Origin of the sequence: Arthrobacter sp. S39, assembly GCF_004320525.1 — a bacterium.
Lineage (GTDB): Bacteria > Actinomycetota > Actinomycetes > Actinomycetales > Micrococcaceae > Arthrobacter.
In genome coordinates this window covers 260,787-277,547 of record NZ_SIHX01000004.1, presented here as the reverse complement: position 1 = coordinate 277,547, position 16,761 = coordinate 260,787, and the positions used below count along the sequence as shown (strand labels likewise).

General features: G+C 66.2%; 11 protein-coding genes. 6 read left to right on the top strand and 5 right to left on the bottom strand.

The features are described from left to right. Positions 1-29: 29 nt before the first annotated feature. The 3 genes from secD (at position 30) to EYS21_RS10300 (ending at position 5,336) form a co-directional block, all read left to right on the top strand. Entirely contained in the window at positions 30-1,787 is a 1,758-nt protein-coding gene (secD, locus tag EYS21_RS10310) for a protein translocase subunit SecD (RefSeq protein ID WP_131133107.1), read from the top strand. Beyond that, positions 1,788-2,807, top strand: a complete 1,020-nt coding sequence (secF, locus tag EYS21_RS10305; protein ID WP_131133106.1) for a protein translocase subunit SecF — start codon at positions 1,788-1,790, stop codon at positions 2,805-2,807. A 135-nt stretch (positions 2,808-2,942) separates the two neighbouring features. Then, the gene (locus tag EYS21_RS10300; RefSeq protein ID WP_131133105.1) at positions 2,943-5,336 is read left to right on the top strand and encodes a bifunctional (p)ppGpp synthetase/guanosine-3',5'-bis(diphosphate) 3'-pyrophosphohydrolase; all 2,394 of its coding nucleotides are present in this window, start codon (positions 2,943-2,945) and stop codon (positions 5,334-5,336) included. Here the strand turns inward: EYS21_RS10300 and EYS21_RS10295 are convergent. The 3 genes from EYS21_RS10295 to EYS21_RS10285 all read right to left on the bottom strand — a co-directional run bounded on the left by EYS21_RS10295 (position 5,217) and on the right by EYS21_RS10285 (position 8,613). Further along, a complete protein-coding gene (locus tag EYS21_RS10295; protein WP_131133104.1) occupies positions 5,217-5,942 on the bottom strand; it encodes a type IV toxin-antitoxin system AbiEi family antitoxin in 726 nt (241 codons plus the stop codon). The two genes, EYS21_RS10300 and EYS21_RS10295, sit on opposite strands and share 120 nt — an antisense overlap. Positions 5,943-6,056: 114 nt before the next feature. Next, positions 6,057-7,751: a DUF349 domain-containing protein gene (locus EYS21_RS10290; protein ID WP_131133103.1), complete on the bottom strand. Its 1,695-nt coding sequence runs from the start codon at positions 7,749-7,751 to the stop codon at positions 6,057-6,059. Between the two features lie 67 nt (positions 7,752-7,818). After that, positions 7,819-8,613: a peptidylprolyl isomerase gene (locus EYS21_RS10285; RefSeq protein ID WP_131133102.1), complete on the bottom strand. Its 795-nt coding sequence runs from the start codon at positions 8,611-8,613 to the stop codon at positions 7,819-7,821. 236 nt (positions 8,614-8,849) lie between these two features. Between EYS21_RS10285 and hisS the strand changes: the two genes are divergently transcribed. Next, positions 8,850-10,220 (top strand): histidine--tRNA ligase, encoded by a 1,371-nt coding sequence (gene hisS / locus EYS21_RS10280; RefSeq protein WP_131133101.1) that lies wholly within the window; start codon positions 8,850-8,852, stop codon positions 10,218-10,220. Between the two features lie 150 nt (positions 10,221-10,370). Here the strand turns inward: hisS and EYS21_RS10275 are convergent, their stop codons facing one another. Further along, complete coding sequence (locus tag EYS21_RS10275) at positions 10,371-11,645, bottom strand: APC family permease (protein ID WP_131133100.1); 1,275 nt, start codon at positions 11,643-11,645, stop codon at positions 10,371-10,373. Positions 11,646-11,752: 107 nt separating this feature from the next. On the opposite strand from EYS21_RS10275, the gene aspS reads away from it, so the two are divergent. Together aspS and EYS21_RS10265 are read left to right on the top strand one after the other, a co-directional pair. Then, a complete protein-coding gene (gene aspS / locus EYS21_RS10270; protein WP_131133099.1) occupies positions 11,753-13,552 on the top strand; it encodes an aspartate--tRNA ligase in 1,800 nt (599 codons plus the stop codon). A gap of 91 nt (positions 13,553-13,643) precedes the next feature. Continuing rightward, the gene (locus tag EYS21_RS10265; RefSeq protein WP_131133274.1) at positions 13,644-14,432 is read left to right on the top strand and encodes a GNAT family N-acetyltransferase; all 789 of its coding nucleotides are present in this window, start codon (positions 13,644-13,646) and stop codon (positions 14,430-14,432) included. 42 nt (positions 14,433-14,474) lie between these two features. Here the strand turns inward: EYS21_RS10265 and EYS21_RS10260 are convergent, their stop codons facing one another. Then, positions 14,475-16,760, bottom strand: coding sequence for a hypothetical protein (locus EYS21_RS10260; RefSeq protein ID WP_131133098.1), 2,286 nt, complete (start codon positions 16,758-16,760; stop codon positions 14,475-14,477). Between the last annotated feature and the right edge of the window lies 1 nt (position 16,761).

Here is a 16,761-nt window from a genome sequence, read left to right as displayed (position 1 = left end):
TCCTGAAGTGAATAAAGGAAAGATCGACAATGGCACGAACTGGCCCCAAAAAATCAGGCCTCAGGGTACTCGTCTGGCTTGGCGTAGTCCTCGCAGTGCTGACAGCTGTCCTTGCCGGCGGCACCATCGCCGGACAGGCCAGCTGGGCACCCAAGCTGGCACTGGACCTCGAAGGCGGCACCCAGATGATCCTGGCGCCCAAGGTTGAGGGCGGTTCGGACATTAACGAGGACCAGCTCAACCAGGCGGTGGCCATCATCCGCCAGCGCGTTGACGGCTCCGGTGTTGCCGAAGCGGAAATCAGCACCCAGTCAGGCCGCAACGTGGTGGTCAGCCTTCCCGGCACCCCCTCCACCCAGACACGGGCACTGATCCAGGCCTCCGCAGACATGAACTTCCGCCCGGTCCTCCTCAACGGAGCCGGCGCTGCGGTGCCCACCGAATCGCTCACACCCGAGGATCAGCTGCCGAAGCCGACGGCGGAACCCGCCAACAGCAGCGACATCAACTGGATCACCGCTGAGGTGTACCGCCAGTTCGAGACCCTTGACTGCGACAACCCGTCCCAGGACAAGCAGGAGCGTTCCGACCCCGCGAAGCCGCTCGTGACCTGCGAGCCCGCAACGGCCACCACCCCGGCCATCAAGTACATTCTGGGACCGGTGGAGGTCAAGGGCAGCAACATTGTCACCTCTTCCTTCCAGCTCCAGCAGGGCGCACAGGGTGCGGTGACCAATGAATGGGCCGTCAACATCCAGTTCGACGGCGACGGAACGGCCAAGTTCAAAGAGGTCACCGAACGCCTGAACCAGTTCTACGTGGCAGCCGGCGGCGAAACCGGCACCGACCCCAAGTCTCAGTTCGCGATCGTGCTCGATGACCAGGTCATCTCCGCGCCGCGTTCCCTGGCAGTCATCACCGACGGCCGCCCGCAGATCACCGGCGGCTTCACCGAGCAGACGGCCAAAGCGCTCTCCGACCAGCTGCGCTTCGGCGCGCTGCCCATCAGCTTCGAGATCCAGAGTGAACAGCAGATCTCCGCAACACTCGGTGGCGAGCAGCTCCGCATGGGCCTGCTGGCCGGTGTGATCGGCCTGCTGCTGGTGGTGGTGTACTCGCTCTTCCAGTACCGGGCGCTGGGCCTCGTCACCATCGCCTCCCTGGTGGTGGCCGGTGCGCTGACGTACCTCGCCATCGCCATCCTGGGCTGGACCGAAAACTACCGGCTCTCACTGGCCGGTGTTGCCGGCCTCATCGTGGCAATCGGCCAGACCGCGGACTCGTTCATCGTCTACTTCGAACGAATCCGCGACGAGCTGCGCGAAGGCCGCGGACTGGTGTCCGCCGTCGAAAACGGCTGGAAGCGCGCCAAGCGCACCGTCCTGGCCTCCAAGGCCGTCAACCTGCTCGCAGCCCTGGTGCTGTACTTCGTGGCAGTGGGCAACGTCCGAGGCTTCGCATTCACCCTCGGCCTGACCGCCATCGCCGACCTCATCGTCGTCTTTATGTTCACGCACCCGACGCTGCAGATGATTGCACGTACCAAGTTCTTCGGCGAAGGCCACCGTTTCTCCGGCCTCGACCCGAAGCAACTCGGGGCCGTGCCGCTGTACCGCGGCGCGGGACGCCTGCGCACCCCCGAGTCGAAGCCCGCCGTCGTCCGGGCCAAGAATACCGGTGCCGCCGCTGAGGCAGAACGCAGGATGACCATCGCGGAACGCCGCCTCGCGGAGAAGCAGGTGCAGCTCACCGGCTCCTCCAAGAGCGCAGCCAAGGAGAACAAGTAAATGTCCAGCTTTGCCACTTTCGGTAACGAGCTCTATTCCGGCAAGCGCTCGTACAACTTTGTCGGCGCCAAGAAGATCTGGTTCCTCATTGCGGCCGTTGCCGTTGCCCTGTCCATCCTGATCCCCGTGGCCAAGGGCGGCTTCAACCTCGGCATCGAGTTCCGCGGCGGCTCCGAATTCACGGTCTCCAACGTCAAGACGACAGACGCCTCCGTGGGCGAAAAAGCCGTTCAGGACATCGTCGCGGGGAGCATTCCGCGCGTGGCCAATGTGGCCGGCACCACCATGAGGATCCAGACGGACAAGCTCACGGACGAAGAAACCCTCAAGATCAAGGAGGGACTGACGGCAGCCTACGGCGTCACGGACAACGAGGTGACGTCCACGTTTGTGGGTCCCACCTGGGGTGCGGATGTGACCAAGCAGGCACTGATCGGCCTGGTGATCTTTGTGGTCCTCGCCGCCCTCCTCATGGCGCTCTATTTCCGGACCTGGAAAATGTCCCTGTCCGCGATCGCCGGCATGCTGGTGACGATGTTCATCACCGCCGGGGTATATGCCCTCAGCGACTTCGAGGTGACGCCGTCGGCCATCATCGGGTTCCTGACAGTGCTCAGCTACTCGCTGTATGACACGGTGGTGGTCTTCGACAAGATCCGCGAAAACACGGCCGATCTCGATGCCTCCACCCGCCGTACTTTTGGCGAGGAAGTCAACCTCGCGGTGAACCAAACCCTGGTTCGTTCGATCAACACCATGATGGTGGCCATCCTCCCCGTGGGTGCCATCCTGTTCATCGGTGCCGGCCTGCTGGGCGCGGGCACGCTCCGTGACCTGTCGCTGGCATTGTTCGTTGGCATCCTGATCGGCACGGCCGCCACCATCTTCGTGGCAGCCCCCATGTATGCCTGGCTGCGCCAGAACGAACCCGACCTCGTGAAGCAGGCCAAGCGCGTTGCGCACCGGCGGAACGAGGCGGCGTCGAAGGCCGCTGTCCCCGCCGAAGCCGCGCAGGCCTGACACCCGCTGGTCGCGGGCCGGCCGGCATCAGGAGACTGACGCCGGCCGGCCCGTTCGCATTTAATCGCCGGTTACATATGTGTGCGGATCGGGGAATAGACTGGGGTAATTAAACGGGTCGTGAGGGGTGCTTCATTGGAAGAACGTTCGGCGTCGGCGCCAACGGCAGACGGAGACAACGGTCCGGGCCGCGGACCGCAGACCGGGCTGGTGCCTGCCGCACGTCCAGGGCAGGCTGTCCCCGTGGATAACTCCGGGGCCAGGCCCACCTTCCCGGGACGCCGCGAACGCACGCGTTCCCGCCTGGCACGGCTTACCGGCCGCGGCGCAGCGAGCTATTCGCCCATCCTCGAACCGCTGCTGCGGACTGTCCGGGCCAATAACCCCAAAGAGGACTTCGACCTCATCCAGCGGGCCTTCGACGTCGCCGAGCGTAGCCACCGCGGACAGAAACGCAAAAGTGGCGATCCCTATATCACCCACCCGGTCGCTGTGGCCACCATTCTTGCCGAACTCGGCCTGAGCGGCACCACCCTGGCAGCTGCGCTGCTCCACGACACCGTGGAGGACACCCCCTACACGCTGGCTGACCTGAAGAGGGACTTCGGACCCGAGGTCGCCATGCTGGTGGACGGCGTCACCAAGCTGGACAAGGTCAGCTTCGGCGAAGCAGCCCAGTCCGAAACCGTGCGCAAAATGGTTGTGGCCATGGCCAAGGACATCCGCGTCCTCATGATCAAACTGGCGGACCGCCTCCACAACGCACGCACCTGGCGCTTCGTCTCCGCGGAATCCTCCGCCCGGAAGGCCCGCGAGACCCTGGAAATCTTCGCCCCGCTGGCCCACCGGCTGGGCATGAACACCATCAAGTGGGAACTGGAGGACCTGTCCTTCGCGGCGCTCTACCCGAAGGTCTACGAGGAAATCGTCCGGATGGTGGGGGACCGCACTCCCGAGCGTGAGAAGAGCCTGGGTGTCATCCGCGACCAGATCACCGACGACCTCCGCTCCGCCAGGATCAAGGCCACCATCACCGGCCGGCCCAAGCACTACTACTCGATCTACCAGAAGATGGTGGTCCGGGACAAAGACTTCGACGACATCAATGACCTGATGGGCGTCCGCGTGCTGGTGGACTCCGTCCGGGACTGTTACGCGGCTCTGGGCACTATGCATTCGCGCTGGAACCCGCTGCCTGGGCGTTTCAAGGATTACATTGCGATGCCCAAGTTCAACATGTACCAGTCCCTGCACACCACGGTGATCGGTCCGGGCGGCAAGCCCGTGGAAATCCAGATCCGGACCCACGAGATGCACCGCCGCGCGGAATACGGCGTGGCCGCGCACTGGAAGTACAAAGACCAGCCCAACCGGACGGCCACAGGCCCCGGCAGCCCCCGGGACGGCGATATGGGCTGGCTCCGTTCGCTGGTGGACTGGCAGCAGGAAACCTCGGATCCGGGAGAGTTCCTGGATTCACTGCGGTTCGAAATCAACGCCCGCGAGGTTTTTGTTTTCACGCCGAAGGGCGAAGTGATGGCCCTTCCGGCCGGATCCACCCCTGTGGACTTTGCGTACGCTGTCCACACCGAGGTGGGACACCGCACCATCGGCGCACGCGTCAACGGCAAGCTGGTCCCGCTGAACAGCGAACTGAACCATGGCGACTGGGTGGAGATCTTCACCTCGAAGGCCGAAGGCGCCGGCCCCAGCCAGGACTGGCAGCACTTCGTTAAGAGCGCCCGGGCCCGGAACAAGATCCGCCAATGGTTCAGCAAGGAGCGCCGCGAAGAGGCGATCGACCGTGGCAAGGAACTCCTGACCCGGGCCATGCGCAAGCAGAACCTGCCCCTGCAGCGGCTGATGACGCACGAGGCCCTGGCCGCGGTGGCGGAGGACTTCAAATACGTGGACATCTCCGGCCTCTATGCCGGCGTCGGAGACGGTCACACGTCGGCCCAGTCGGTGATGGAAAAGCTCGTCGAGAGCCTCGGCGGGAGCGAAAGCACCGACGACGACATCACCGAAGTCAGCATCCCCACGCAGGTGGCCAAGACCCGCTTCTCCGATTCCGGCGTGGTGGTGCGGGGCGTCGGCGACGTCTGGGTGAAGCTGGCCCGCTGCTGCACGCCCGTGCCGCCGGACCCGATCCTCGGATTTGTCACGCGCGGCTCAGGTGTGTCGGTGCACCGGACAGACTGCACCAACATCTCGGATCTGACGGACCAGCCGGACAGGATTGTGGACGTTGACTGGGCGCCCACGCAATCAAGCGTGTTCCTGGTGGAGATCCAGGTGGAAGCCCTGGACCGCAAATCGCTGCTGTCGGACGTGACGAGGGTCCTGTCTGAGAACCACGTCAACATCCTGGCGGCCAGTGTGCACACCTCCACGGACCGGGTAGCCATCTCACGGTTCGCTTTCGAGATGGGTGACCCCAAGTACCTCAGCCACGTCCTCAGCGCCGTCCGGCGGATCGACGGCGTCTTCGACGTATACCGGACCACCGGCAACAAACGGCGGAGCTAACAGGGCGAGCTTCTCCAGGGCGGACCTTTTGTGGGGCACGCGGGGAGTGGATTCGATGGCCAGCACCAGCAGGCGCAGCCGGACATCCTTCTCCGGCCTGGACAGCAGGGCTTCCAGCGCCGGCAGTGCCCGTTGTGCATCCACATGCAGGGCAATGTCCAGCGCGGTGCGCAGCGGGCTGGAGACCATCAGCCCGCCCAGGCTGACGACGTCGAAAGGCCCCAGCCGTACTTCATGGAGGGTGCATCCGCGCGTGTTCCGCAGGCTTGAAATTCTGCGTTTGGCGTCCACGAGCAGTGCCAGCCGGTCGGGTTCGCTTGCGCAGCCATAGATCCAGGCGGCGGTCATCCTGCCGGCCACCACCCGCTGCCTGATGGCTGCAGGCACGGCGTTGGCTGCCGCCCGTGCCCTCATCTGCGGTGACGCGGCGACGTCCGGTAGCGCATAGCCATGCTGGTGGAACTGGCTGAGCACGCCGTCCCCCGCCATCGACTGGAGCTCCGGCCAGGTGAAAGGCTTTCCCGGCGAGTAGAGCTCGGGGAAGCGGGGGAGCGCTGCAGGTGCCGGGGCGGCCGCCGCGGCGGTCGAAGGGGACGGAGTGGCCATTCAGCCATCCTGCCGCGTCTGCCACAAACGCGTACAGGCCCGGCTGCGGTTATGTGGATAACCGGAGCCGGACCTGTGACGTGCCCGTTGGCGAAGCCCTCAGCGGGTTGCGGCCTAGGAGAGTTCGCTGGCCGAGCGCTGGATCTGGTCCAGCCATGCCTGCCGTGCGTCGAGTGCTTCCTGCGCGGCCTTGATCTTGCGCTGGTCGCCGGCCTTCTCGGCCTTGGCGAGGTCCTCCTGGAGACCGGCAATTGCGGCTTCCAGCTGGGACAGCGCGCTGTTGGTGCGGGCCTTGGTCTCGGGGTTTGACCGCTGCCAGTTTTCCTCTTCGGCATGGCGGACGGCGTCCTCCACCTTGCGGAGGCCGGCTTCGATGCGTCCCATGTCGGCACGCGGGACCTTCCCGGCTTCCTCCCACCGGTCACGGACGGACTGGAGCGCCTTCTTGGCGCCGGCCAGGTCCTTGACGGGGAGGATCGCGCTGGCCTCAACGAGGAGCGCTTCCTTCACGGTGAGGTTGGCTGCGTACTCCTGATCGATCTCTTCGTTGGCGGCCTGCCGGTTGGTGAAGAATACGTCCTGGGCCGCACGGAAGCGTGCCCACAGGGCGTCATCATCCTTGCGGCTGGCGCGCGGCGATGCCTTCCAGTCGTCCATGAGGCGGCGGTACTCGCCGGCTGCGTAGCCCCAGTCGGTGGAGCTGGACAGGGCCTCGGCATCCGCGATGAGCTTTTCCTTGGCTGACTTGGCCGCGGAGTTGTTGCTGTCCAGCTGGGAGAAGTAGGCCCGGCGGTGGCGGTCGAACACCGTGCGTGCTGCACGGAAGCGCTTCCACAGGGCGTCTTCGTTGCTGCGGCCCAGGCGTACCCCGCTCTTCTGGGCTGTCTTCCAGCTTTCGAAGAGCTCGTTCATCCGGGCGCTGGACGTTTTCCACTGGATCTGGGAAGGGTCCTGGCCGGAGATGCTTTCGGCTTCTGCAACGATCTCCTCGCGGGCTGCCAGCTCGGCAGCGCGGACGGCGTCGTGCTCGGCCTTCTCGGTCTTTTCGAGTTCCTTGACCTGTTCGGAGAGCTCATCGAGGCGGCCTTCGGCGGCGCGGAGATCGCCCACCATGTTCCGCTCGGCCAGCTGTTCGCGCAGGTGGGTGACGGTCTTCTGCATGTCGGTGCTCGGGGCCTTGGAACTCACCCGCTGCTCCAGCAGGACGATCTGGGCCAGGATGTCATCGAATTTGCGGGCGAAATACGTCAGGGCTTCATCGTTGCTGACGTCTGGGTACTGTCCGACGGCGTGTTCCTCGCCGTCGATTTTCAGGAAGACATGGCCGTCGCCTTCAACCCGGCCCCAGCGCGACGCCTCAGCCACCGACGTGGCGGGCACTACCGGCACCGGTGCCGCAGCAGGAGCGGCGGCCGCCGGCTTTGGCCGGGACGCGAATGCCGCCGGCGAGGGCGCCGGACGCGGTGCAGCGGCGGGCTTGGGCGCAGCCTCAGGAGCAGAAACGGCGGGGGTTTCAGCCTCCGGCGCGGCAGCAGTGGGGACGTCAGCCTCAGCTGCGGCAGCGGGGGTTTCAGCCTCAGGGGCGGCAGCAGTGGGGACGTCAGCCTCACCTGCGGCATCTGGGGTTTCGGCCTCTGGAGATTCCTCGGCGACGGCCGGGGCCTCTTCAGCCGGTGCCACGTCGGTGGTGGGCTCCAGGACCGGGGATTCGCCGGCCGTGGCTTCGTCAGCCGCTGCCGGGTCGGCCGCGGGGGCCGTTTCCTCGGTCAGGTCTGCTGCTGTTTCGTCGGATTTCTGACTGTCTGTCACCGCTAAAAGTCTTTCGCTTGGAGGGAAATACTCACGTACTGCACCGCGGCCGTGGAGGCCTGGCTTCCTACTTCAGAGAAACCGAGTCTATCGTGACTGGTTGCACAGGTGCGCCGTCTGCTGCGCTGGAACCGGGAGTGATTCCCGCCGCCGCAATGGCATCTACTGCTTCCATTCCGGAGGTCACCTTGCCCACCACCGTATAGCCCCCGGCAGAGTCGGCGGGAATCACCGTGTCTTTATAGACAACGAAGAACTGCTTCCCGTTTCCGTAGGCGTTGTCGCCGGACCGTGCCACGGCAATCGTGCCTGCAGGGTAGGTGTTGTCCGCCGGAGTGTTTTCGAGGGGTCCCCAGGTGTAGTCGGGGTCGGCGGCAGCGGAGGCGCCGCCGCACTGCAGCAGTCCGAAGGCTTCGCCCGTGGTCAGGCGGTGGCATGCGCTGCCGTTGTAGAAACCCTCGTCCGTGAGTGTTTTAAAGACGGCAGCAGCCTGGGGCGCCTTGGTGCCGTCGATTTCGACGCCGAGCACGCTCCCGTTCAGCGTCATTTCGCCGGTGAACACCTTGCCGGCGGCCGTGTCCGGCGCGGGAATGTTGGGCCCGTTGGTGGCAGGGGTCGAAGGTGTGGCGGACGGGCTGGTGAGCCCGGCCTCGGCGGCGGCGAATTCCTCTTCGGTGGGGTTGCCGGCGAATGCGGTGAGTTGGAGCACGACGGCGAGCACCACGGCGGCGGCACCGGCACCGGCGGCGATGATATTGTCCCGCTTGCGCCGTTTCTCCTGCTCCCGCCGCAGCTCGCGCTTGGCTTCCATCTGCTGGATCCGCCGTTTAGCCTCGCGGGCACTGCGTGAACTGGCCGCCAATGGTCCTCCTGGTAGTCGGGCTGCAGCCGTGCCCGATCATTCCCGGTGCGCCTGCAGTTCAATGGCAGCGTTGCGCCACCCAAGCCGCCCATTAGAGATGCAGGCGGATGACGCATAAACTGACTGCCGCACATAGTTTATGCATGAGTTGCCGGACAGCCGCCGTTCCCGGCCCGTTTCGGGTGGATTACCGGGTAAAGTCCCAGGCACCCTTTATCAAGAGGAGATCTTCCACCATGGCACGCACCGCCTCCCTGTCCGGATTCCCCGAGTGGCTTCCCGAGGAGCGGCTGGTGGAGCTGCATGTGCTGGACACCCTCCGTAAGGTCTTCGAGCTGCACGGTTTCTCGTCCATCGAGACCCGCGCGGTGGAAACCGTCGGCCAACTGCTGCGCAAGGGCGAGATCGATAAAGAGGTCTACGGGCTCAGCCGCCTCCAGGATGACGAAGGTGACGAATCCAAGGCCGGCAAGCACGATCCGCACGCCCTCGCGCTGCACTTCGACCTGACGGTCCCGTTTGCCCGGTACGTGGTGGAGAACGCCGGCTACCTCGCCTTCCCGTTCCGGCGGTACCAGATCCAGAAGGTCTGGCGCGGCGAACGTCCGCAGGAAGGCCGTGCCCGCGAATTCACCCAGGCGGACATCGACGTCGTGGGTGACGGTGACCTGCCTTTCCGCTACGACGTGGAAATCGCCCTGGTGATCGCCGAAGCCCTCAGTGCCCTGCCCATCCCGGACTTCCGCCTGCGCATCAACAACCGCAAACTGGCCGAGGGTTTCTACCGCGGCATCGGCCTGGATGACACCGCCGGCGTGCTGCGCAGCATCGACAAGCTGGAAAAAATTGGCGCAGCCAAGGTCGCAGAGCTGCTCAAGACCGAGCTGGGAGCCTCCGATGAGCAGGCGCAGGCAGCGCTGAGCCTGGCAGGAATCCGGACCGAGGACACCTCGTTTGTGGCCCAGGTCCGCGCGCTCGGCGTGACGAATGACCTCCTGGAAGAGGGCCTGGACGAGCTCGAACAGGTCATCGCGGCCGCAGTGCAGCGCGCCCCGGGCAAGGTCGTCGCAGACCTCAGCATCGCCCGCGGCCTGGACTACTACACCGGCACCGTGGTGGAGACCGTCCTGGTGGGCCACGAACAGCTCGGCTCCATCTGCTCCGGCGGCCGCTACGACGCCCTGGCCAGCAAGGGCAACCGCAAGTTCCCCGGCGTCGGACTTTCCATCGGCGTGACCCGGCTGGTGTCCCGCATCCTCAGCCAGGACCTGGCGAAGGCTTCCCGCTCGGTGCCCACGGCGGTACTGGTTGCCCTGACCGACGACGACAGCTGGGGCGCTGCCCAGGACGTTGCGGCACAACTGCGGGGCAGGGGCATCGCCACCGAGGTCGCTGCGAAGGCGGAGAAGTTCGGCAAGCAGATCAAGTTCGCCGACCGCCGCGGCATTCCCTTTGTCTGGTTCACCGACGACGACGGCAAGCACCAGGTCAAGGACATCCGTTCGGGCGTGCAGGTGGACGCCGATCCGGCCAGCTGGGCCCCGGCTGACGAAGACCTGTCCGTCCAGGTCACCACCGCTCTTCACGCGTCCGCCCAGCCGGCCTGACGCTAACGGTCTGATACTGGTCGCGGCGACGGCGTCCGGGGCCAGCCTTCGTGGGGCACTTTGACGTGGGTTAACCGCTTTCTTGGCCGATTTCGCTGCTCATCCGGCCCAAAGTGCCCCACGACGGCGTGACTTAGGCCCGAAGCGGAACTAGCGGCGGAACCTCAGCACCAGGAACCGCCCTGCTGCTCCGGCGGCGAGGACGCCCGCCATGCCCAGCACCGACGCGGCCGGCAGGGTGAACGCCAGGAGCAGGCAGCCAAGGAACCCGGCGACATTCAGCCACCGGGGGCCATGGGCAGGGTGTTCGGCCAGCGTATAGGCGGCAGCGTTGGTGACCGCGTAGTAGATCAGGACGCCAAAGCTGGAGAAGCCCACCACGGTCATGACGTCCGTGGTCAGCAGCAGGAGAATCACGACGGCGGCCACCGCGAGTTCGGCGACGAACGGCACCGTATGCTTCCCGCCCACACGAGCAAGGGGCCCGGGCAGGTCCCGTTCCCGCGCCATCGCCAGGGTGGTCCTGCCCACGCCGGTGATCAGCGCCAGGAGGGCGCCGAGGCAGGCAGCCGCCGCCCCGGCCTGGACCACCGGCGAGCCTGCGGCCAGGGAGGAGTTGCGGACAGCATCCAGCAGGGGCGTGGCCGTTGCCGCCAGGCCGGCCGGGGACAGGTGGTTCAGCAGCAGCAGCGCCAGGACGAGGTAAATGCCGAAGGCAGCAGCGAGGGCTGCAAGGATGGCCCGGGGGATGGTCCTGGCCGGATCCTTGACCTCCTCACCCAGGGTGGCGATCCGGGCGTACCCCGCAAACGCGAAAAACATCAGCCCGGCCGCCGGCAACACGCCGCCGAGGTTGGCGTGAACACTGCCGGCGGCAGCACCGGCGTCGGACGCGTCCCCTCCCATTGGAACGCCCGCCGGGTGGGGTCCAACAATGCTGGCGGCGGCGACAAATACCAGGGTGGCCAGGACCACGGCCAGCAGGATCCTGGTCAGGAGGGCGGTGCGGGTGATGCCCAGCAGGTTGACGCCGGTCAGCGCCACCACCGCAGCAACCGCGACAGGAACGGCGTACTGCGGCGCAACGTAATTTCCGAAGGTGAGGGCCATGGCCGCGCATGACGCTGATTTTCCGGTGACGAAACCCCAGCCAGCAATGAAGCCCGGCCACTCGCCCAGCCGCTTCCGGCCGTAGACATAGGTACCGCCGCTTGCCGGGTACCTGGCCGCGAGTTCAGCCGAAGCCACAGCGTTGCAGTACGCCACGGCACCGGCGATCAGGACAGCAAGGACCAGGAAACTTCCAGCCAGCCCGGCGGCCGGGGCGAAGGCCACAAAGACGCCCGCGCCGAGCATGGAGCCGAGTCCGATCGACGTGGCGTCGAACACGCCCAGCCGCCGCTGAAGTTGCTGGTGCCCGGTCATGGGGGTGGTGGAGCCTTTCCAACGGGTAAACTCGAACGGGATTGTTCCCGGAACGATCCTATGCAACTTCCCTAAAGTTCCTGCTGTCTCTTTCAGAAAGGCGTGCTGTGCTGCGCACACATGACCTCGGATCCCTTCGCTCCGAGCACATTGGACAAACCGTAACCCTGGCCGGCTGGGTGGGCCGCCGTCGTGACCACGGTGGTGTCGCATTCGTGGACCTGCGCGATGCCTCCGGTGTGGCCCAGGTTGTGGTCCGTGAGGAAGAGGTCTTCCACGGTCTGCGCAACGAGTACGTCCTTCAGATCACCGGCACCGTTTCCAAGCGCCCCGAGGGCAACGAGAACCCCGCGCTGGCCACCGGCGAGATCGAGGTCATGGCGGACAAAGTCGTCATCCTCAACACCTCCGAGCCCTTGCCCTTCCAGATCGACGAGCACGTCGAGGTGGGCGAGGAAGCGCGCCTGAAGCACCGCTACCTTGACCTGCGCCGTCCCGGCCCCGCCCGCAACCTGCGGCTGCGGTCCGAAGCCAACCGGGTGGCCCGCGAACTGCTCCACCAGGACGGCTTCGTCGAGATCGAGACGCCCACCCTGACGCGCTCGACGCCGGAAGGCGCCCGCGACTTTGTGGTCCCCGCCCGCCTGGCCCCGGGTTCCTGGTACGCGCTGCCGCAGTCGCCGCAGCTTTTCAAGCAGCTCCTGCAGGTGGGCGGCTTCGAGAAGTACTACCAGATTGCTCGCTGCTACCGCGATGAGGACTTCCGCGCCGACCGCCAGCCGGAATTCACCCAGCTGGACATCGAGGCCAGCTTCGTTGACCAGGACGACATCATTGCCCTGGGCGAAAACATCGTCAAGGCACTGTGGAAGCTGATCGACGTCGAGATCCCCACGCCCATCCAGCGCATCACCTATGCGGACGCGATGGCCCGCTACGGTTCCGATAAGCCGGATCTCCGCTTCGGTGTGGAGCTGACCGAGCTCACCGAATTCTTCAAGGACACCGGCTTTGGTGTCTTCAAGGCTCCTTATGTCGGTGCCGTGGTGATGCCCGGCGGCGCTTCCCAGCCGCGACGCACCCTGGACGGCTGGCAGGAGTTCGCCAAGCAGCGCGGCCACAAGGGCCTGGCCTACGTCCTCTTCAAGGAAGACGGCGAACTGGCCGGCCCGGTCGCCAAGAACCTGACCGAAACCGAGCGTGCAGGCCTCGCCGACGCCGTGGGCGCCAAGCCGGGCGACTGCATCTTCTTCGCCGCCGGTGAGAAATCAGCGGCCCGCGCCCTCCTGGGTGCTGCCCGCGTGGAGATCGGCCACCGCACCGGCCTGATCGATCCCAGCGCCTGGGCCTTCTGCTGGGTGGTTGACGCCCCCATGTTCGAACCGGCTGCCGCTGCAGTGGCTTCCGGCGATGTGGCTGTCGGCGCCGGAAAGTGGACGGCCGTCCACCACGCCTTCACCTCTCCCAAGCCGGAGTTCCTGGACACGTTCGACCAGGACCCGGAATCGGCCCTGTCCTACGCCTACGACATCGTCTGCAACGGCAACGAAATCGGCGGCGGTTCCATCCGTATCCACGAGCGCGACGTCCAGGAACGGGTCTTCGAACTGATGGGCCTGGACCGTGAAGACGCCCAGACCAAGTTCGGGTTCCTGCTCGAGGGCTTCAAGTTCGGGGCCCCTCCGCATGGCGGCATCGCCTTCGGCTGGGACCGTGTGGTGGCACTCCTGGCAGGTGTGGAGTCCATCCGCGACGTCATTGCCTTCCCGAAGACCGGCAACGGCTACGACCCGCTGACCCAGGCTCCCGCGCCGATCACGCCGCAGCAGCGCAAGGAGGCCGGCGTCGACTTCAAGCCGCAAACGAAGCCGGAAGAAGCCAAGAAGGCAGAACCCGAAGCCAAATAGGCTCAAGGATCAATCACAGGAGGCTCCCCGGATAACCGGGGAGCCTCCTGCCGTTGATGAAGGATGGAGCAGCGTGGCCGATACCGCCCCGATGGACCTTGAACGTGTGATGGACGCCGCCTGGCCGGCCCCCGACCGGGAGGAAACAGGCGGATGGGTTCTTCGCGCCGCGGACGGCGTGACCCAGCGGGCCAACTCGATCTGGCCGCGCGCCGGGACGGACGGCGATCCCCACGAAAGGCCTGTCCTGCTGCGGGAGGCCCGGGCCTGGTACCGCAGCCGCCGGCTGCCGGTGATCTTCCAGGTTTTTGACAATGTCGGCAGCGAGGCACTGAATGCCTTCCTCGATGCGGAAGGCTTCACCCGGCAGTCCGAAACCCTGATCCTGGTGCGCAACGGGGAAGCCGGCGCCGGGGAAGCGGTGCCCGACTCCGGCGTCGAACTTTCGTCAGCGCCTTCCGCGGAATGGCTGCGGCTCTGGTGGAGCGTGGACGGGCGCGGGGGCGAGGATTCCCTCTCCACCGCCCGCGGAATCCTTGAGGGCTGTCCGTCGCTGTACGCCCTGGTGAGGGACGACGACGGCGTCCCCGCCTCCGTCGGGCGTCTCGCCATTCCTCCGGGCCGGTCAGGCGGGCCGGGCGCCTGCGGCGGCCTCTACAGCATGGCCACCCGGCCGGATGCACGGCGCCGGGGCTACGCCACGCGTGTTCTCCAGGGCCTGCTCGGAGCCGGCCAGGCACAGGGCCTGGCCAGCTACTGGCTGCTGGTCACCGCCGCCAACCCCGGGGCGCAGGAACTCTACGCCAAGGCCGGATTCAACGAAACCGGCCGCTACGTCTACCGGCAGGAACGGCCCAAGCGGCACCTGACCGGCTGCTAGGTGCCTTCCGGCGCGGTGCCTCCGTCCGCAAGTCCGGCCCTCTCACAGCGACGGCACGTCCACGGCGATGCCAAACGGTCTCCGCGCCTCGGGCGGTCCTGACACACCCGTGACCAGGAGCTTCTTCCCGGCGACGCCTACCGCGGACACAGCAAGGCCTTCCTGGTCGAACGCGTCGTGCCCAAGGTCCTTCGTGGTGAACTCCCTGCCGTCCTTGCTCAGCATGAGGACTGCTTCCGCCTGACCCGCTGGGCCTCGGGTGGCCAGCAGGACAAATCCGTCTCCGTTCGCCGCAAGGCGTGGGCGGGCCACCGAATGTTCCTGCGACGTGGCCTCCAGGGCAGGGCCCTGTTCCCACGTCCGGCCATCGTCGCCGCTGGAGAATATGTCGAAGCGGGCCGGCTTTCCGGGGCCGCTGCTGTGCACTACAGCCACCGTCCGCAGCGGCCCTGGCGTCAACGACACCACCTGCGCTGTGGCGTAGCCTTCGGGGCGGGGGAGCTGGACCGGTTTCCAGGTATGGGCGTCCGTTGAGGCCCATACAGTTGCGTCGCTTTGCTCGTGGTCGTCGACCGATCCTCCCGCCAGAACCGTCCCTGACGGCGTTTCTGCCAGGCTGCCAATGGAACGCCCGGCCGTCGGCGCCCCGCGGAGCTCCGCGCTTTGCACCTCACTCCAGGAGTCGCCGTCCTCGGAGACAGCGAGCCCCGCATGGGTCGCCCCCTCGGTGTCGTACGACCCCGCGGCCAGGAATCCATGGCGTGACGGAAGCACAGCGCGTACTTCCGACTTCCCCTGGCTGGTACCGGCTCCGAAGACGCTGCGATCGTGGACGGACCAGTCTCCGGACTCCGTTCGGGACCAGATCACGGGAAGATGGCCGTTTGCCGTCCTGCTTTCGCCAAGGAGCATCTCCCCTCGGGGACCGGCCGCCATGGTGTCCAACGTCTGGTCCTCCTGGCCGACCAGGGTGGTGTAGTTCCTGAAGTCCTGTTCTCCCTGCAGTTCCCAGAATGCGGGCTGGGAGCGTACCGATCCGAAGGCAATGGTTTTCCCTCCGCTGCTGAGGATGCTGGTGACGTGGGCATCGCCTGACGCTGCCGCCGTGGGCGCAGCCGTCGTCAGCGGCGAGTCCCGTCCGGTGACGTTTCCGCTGCCATCCACATGCCAGAGGCGGGTGCCGTCATTTCCGTGCCGGGAGCTGGTTCCCACGACCAGAAAGCCATCCTCGACAGCCGTCACGTCGCCGTAGAGCTGCAGCCCCGCATCCGATTGCTGGGGCATCCCCAGTTCCGACCACGCCTGGCCCGGGGGCTGGAAAAGCACCCGGGGCTCGCCGTCAGCGAGCTGGCCGATCATCTGCGTTGCGAGGGCGCCTGCAGCGCCGTAGGCCACCCCCGGGCCCCGGGGAAAATCATGGTCCTGCCGGCTCCAGCCGGCGTCGGCCTGCAGATTCCACACCCCGCCCGGGGTCCAGCTGCCCGACATACCCAGCGGGAACCGCTTCGGCCGGGCATCCCGGGGCCACGCATGGCCCGTTACCCTGAAGTCGTTTCCTGACCAGGCAACAGTCCACAGGGCATTTCCTGCCGGACCGACGTCCCCGGTGTCCGGGCTGACATCCTGCCAGCTGTTCCCGCCGTCGCTGGAAGCGAAGGCCCGGGCAAAGGGCGGACGGTCGTGGGGGACCTCCTGGCCCACAAGAACGATGGTGGATGGACTTGCGGCCATGCTCAGCGGATGGAACGTGCCACGGGCCGCGGGCAAACCGGACGCACTCCCATCCCGCCCGCTCCACGCTGCTCCATCGCTGCTCTGGAACAGTGTTGTGGCCGCGCCGCCGGAACCGCTGTCGGGCGAGGCCGCGATCAGCCAGCCCTCATCCGTGCCCACCACCGCGTTTAATCGTGTGCCCGTAGTCTCGAAAATCGGCGCCTGCTGGAGCGTGAAATTCGTCCCATCGGAGCTGATAAAAGCAAAAACCTGTCCGTTGCGGTGTCCCACGAGCAGCCACTGGCTGGAACGGACTGCGGCCACGGAGACCAGATCCATCCCGGGATCTGCCTTGCCATCAAACAGGACCGGCTGCCATGACCTGCCGTTATCCGCGGAGTGGGCGGCGCGGCCGCCTTGAAGGGTGGGTGTCTCAAGATCCAGGACTGCCAGGACCTCGTTTCCGCGGCTCACCATTTCCGGCAGGGAGCTGTTGGTGCGTTCCTCCCCGGCAAGCGGTGTATCGATTCCTTGGGTATAAAAGGAAAGTCTTGTCTGGTCCAGCCAGCCGCCGTCTGTGCAGCCGGTGCCTGCCAGCACAAGTGCCAACAGCACG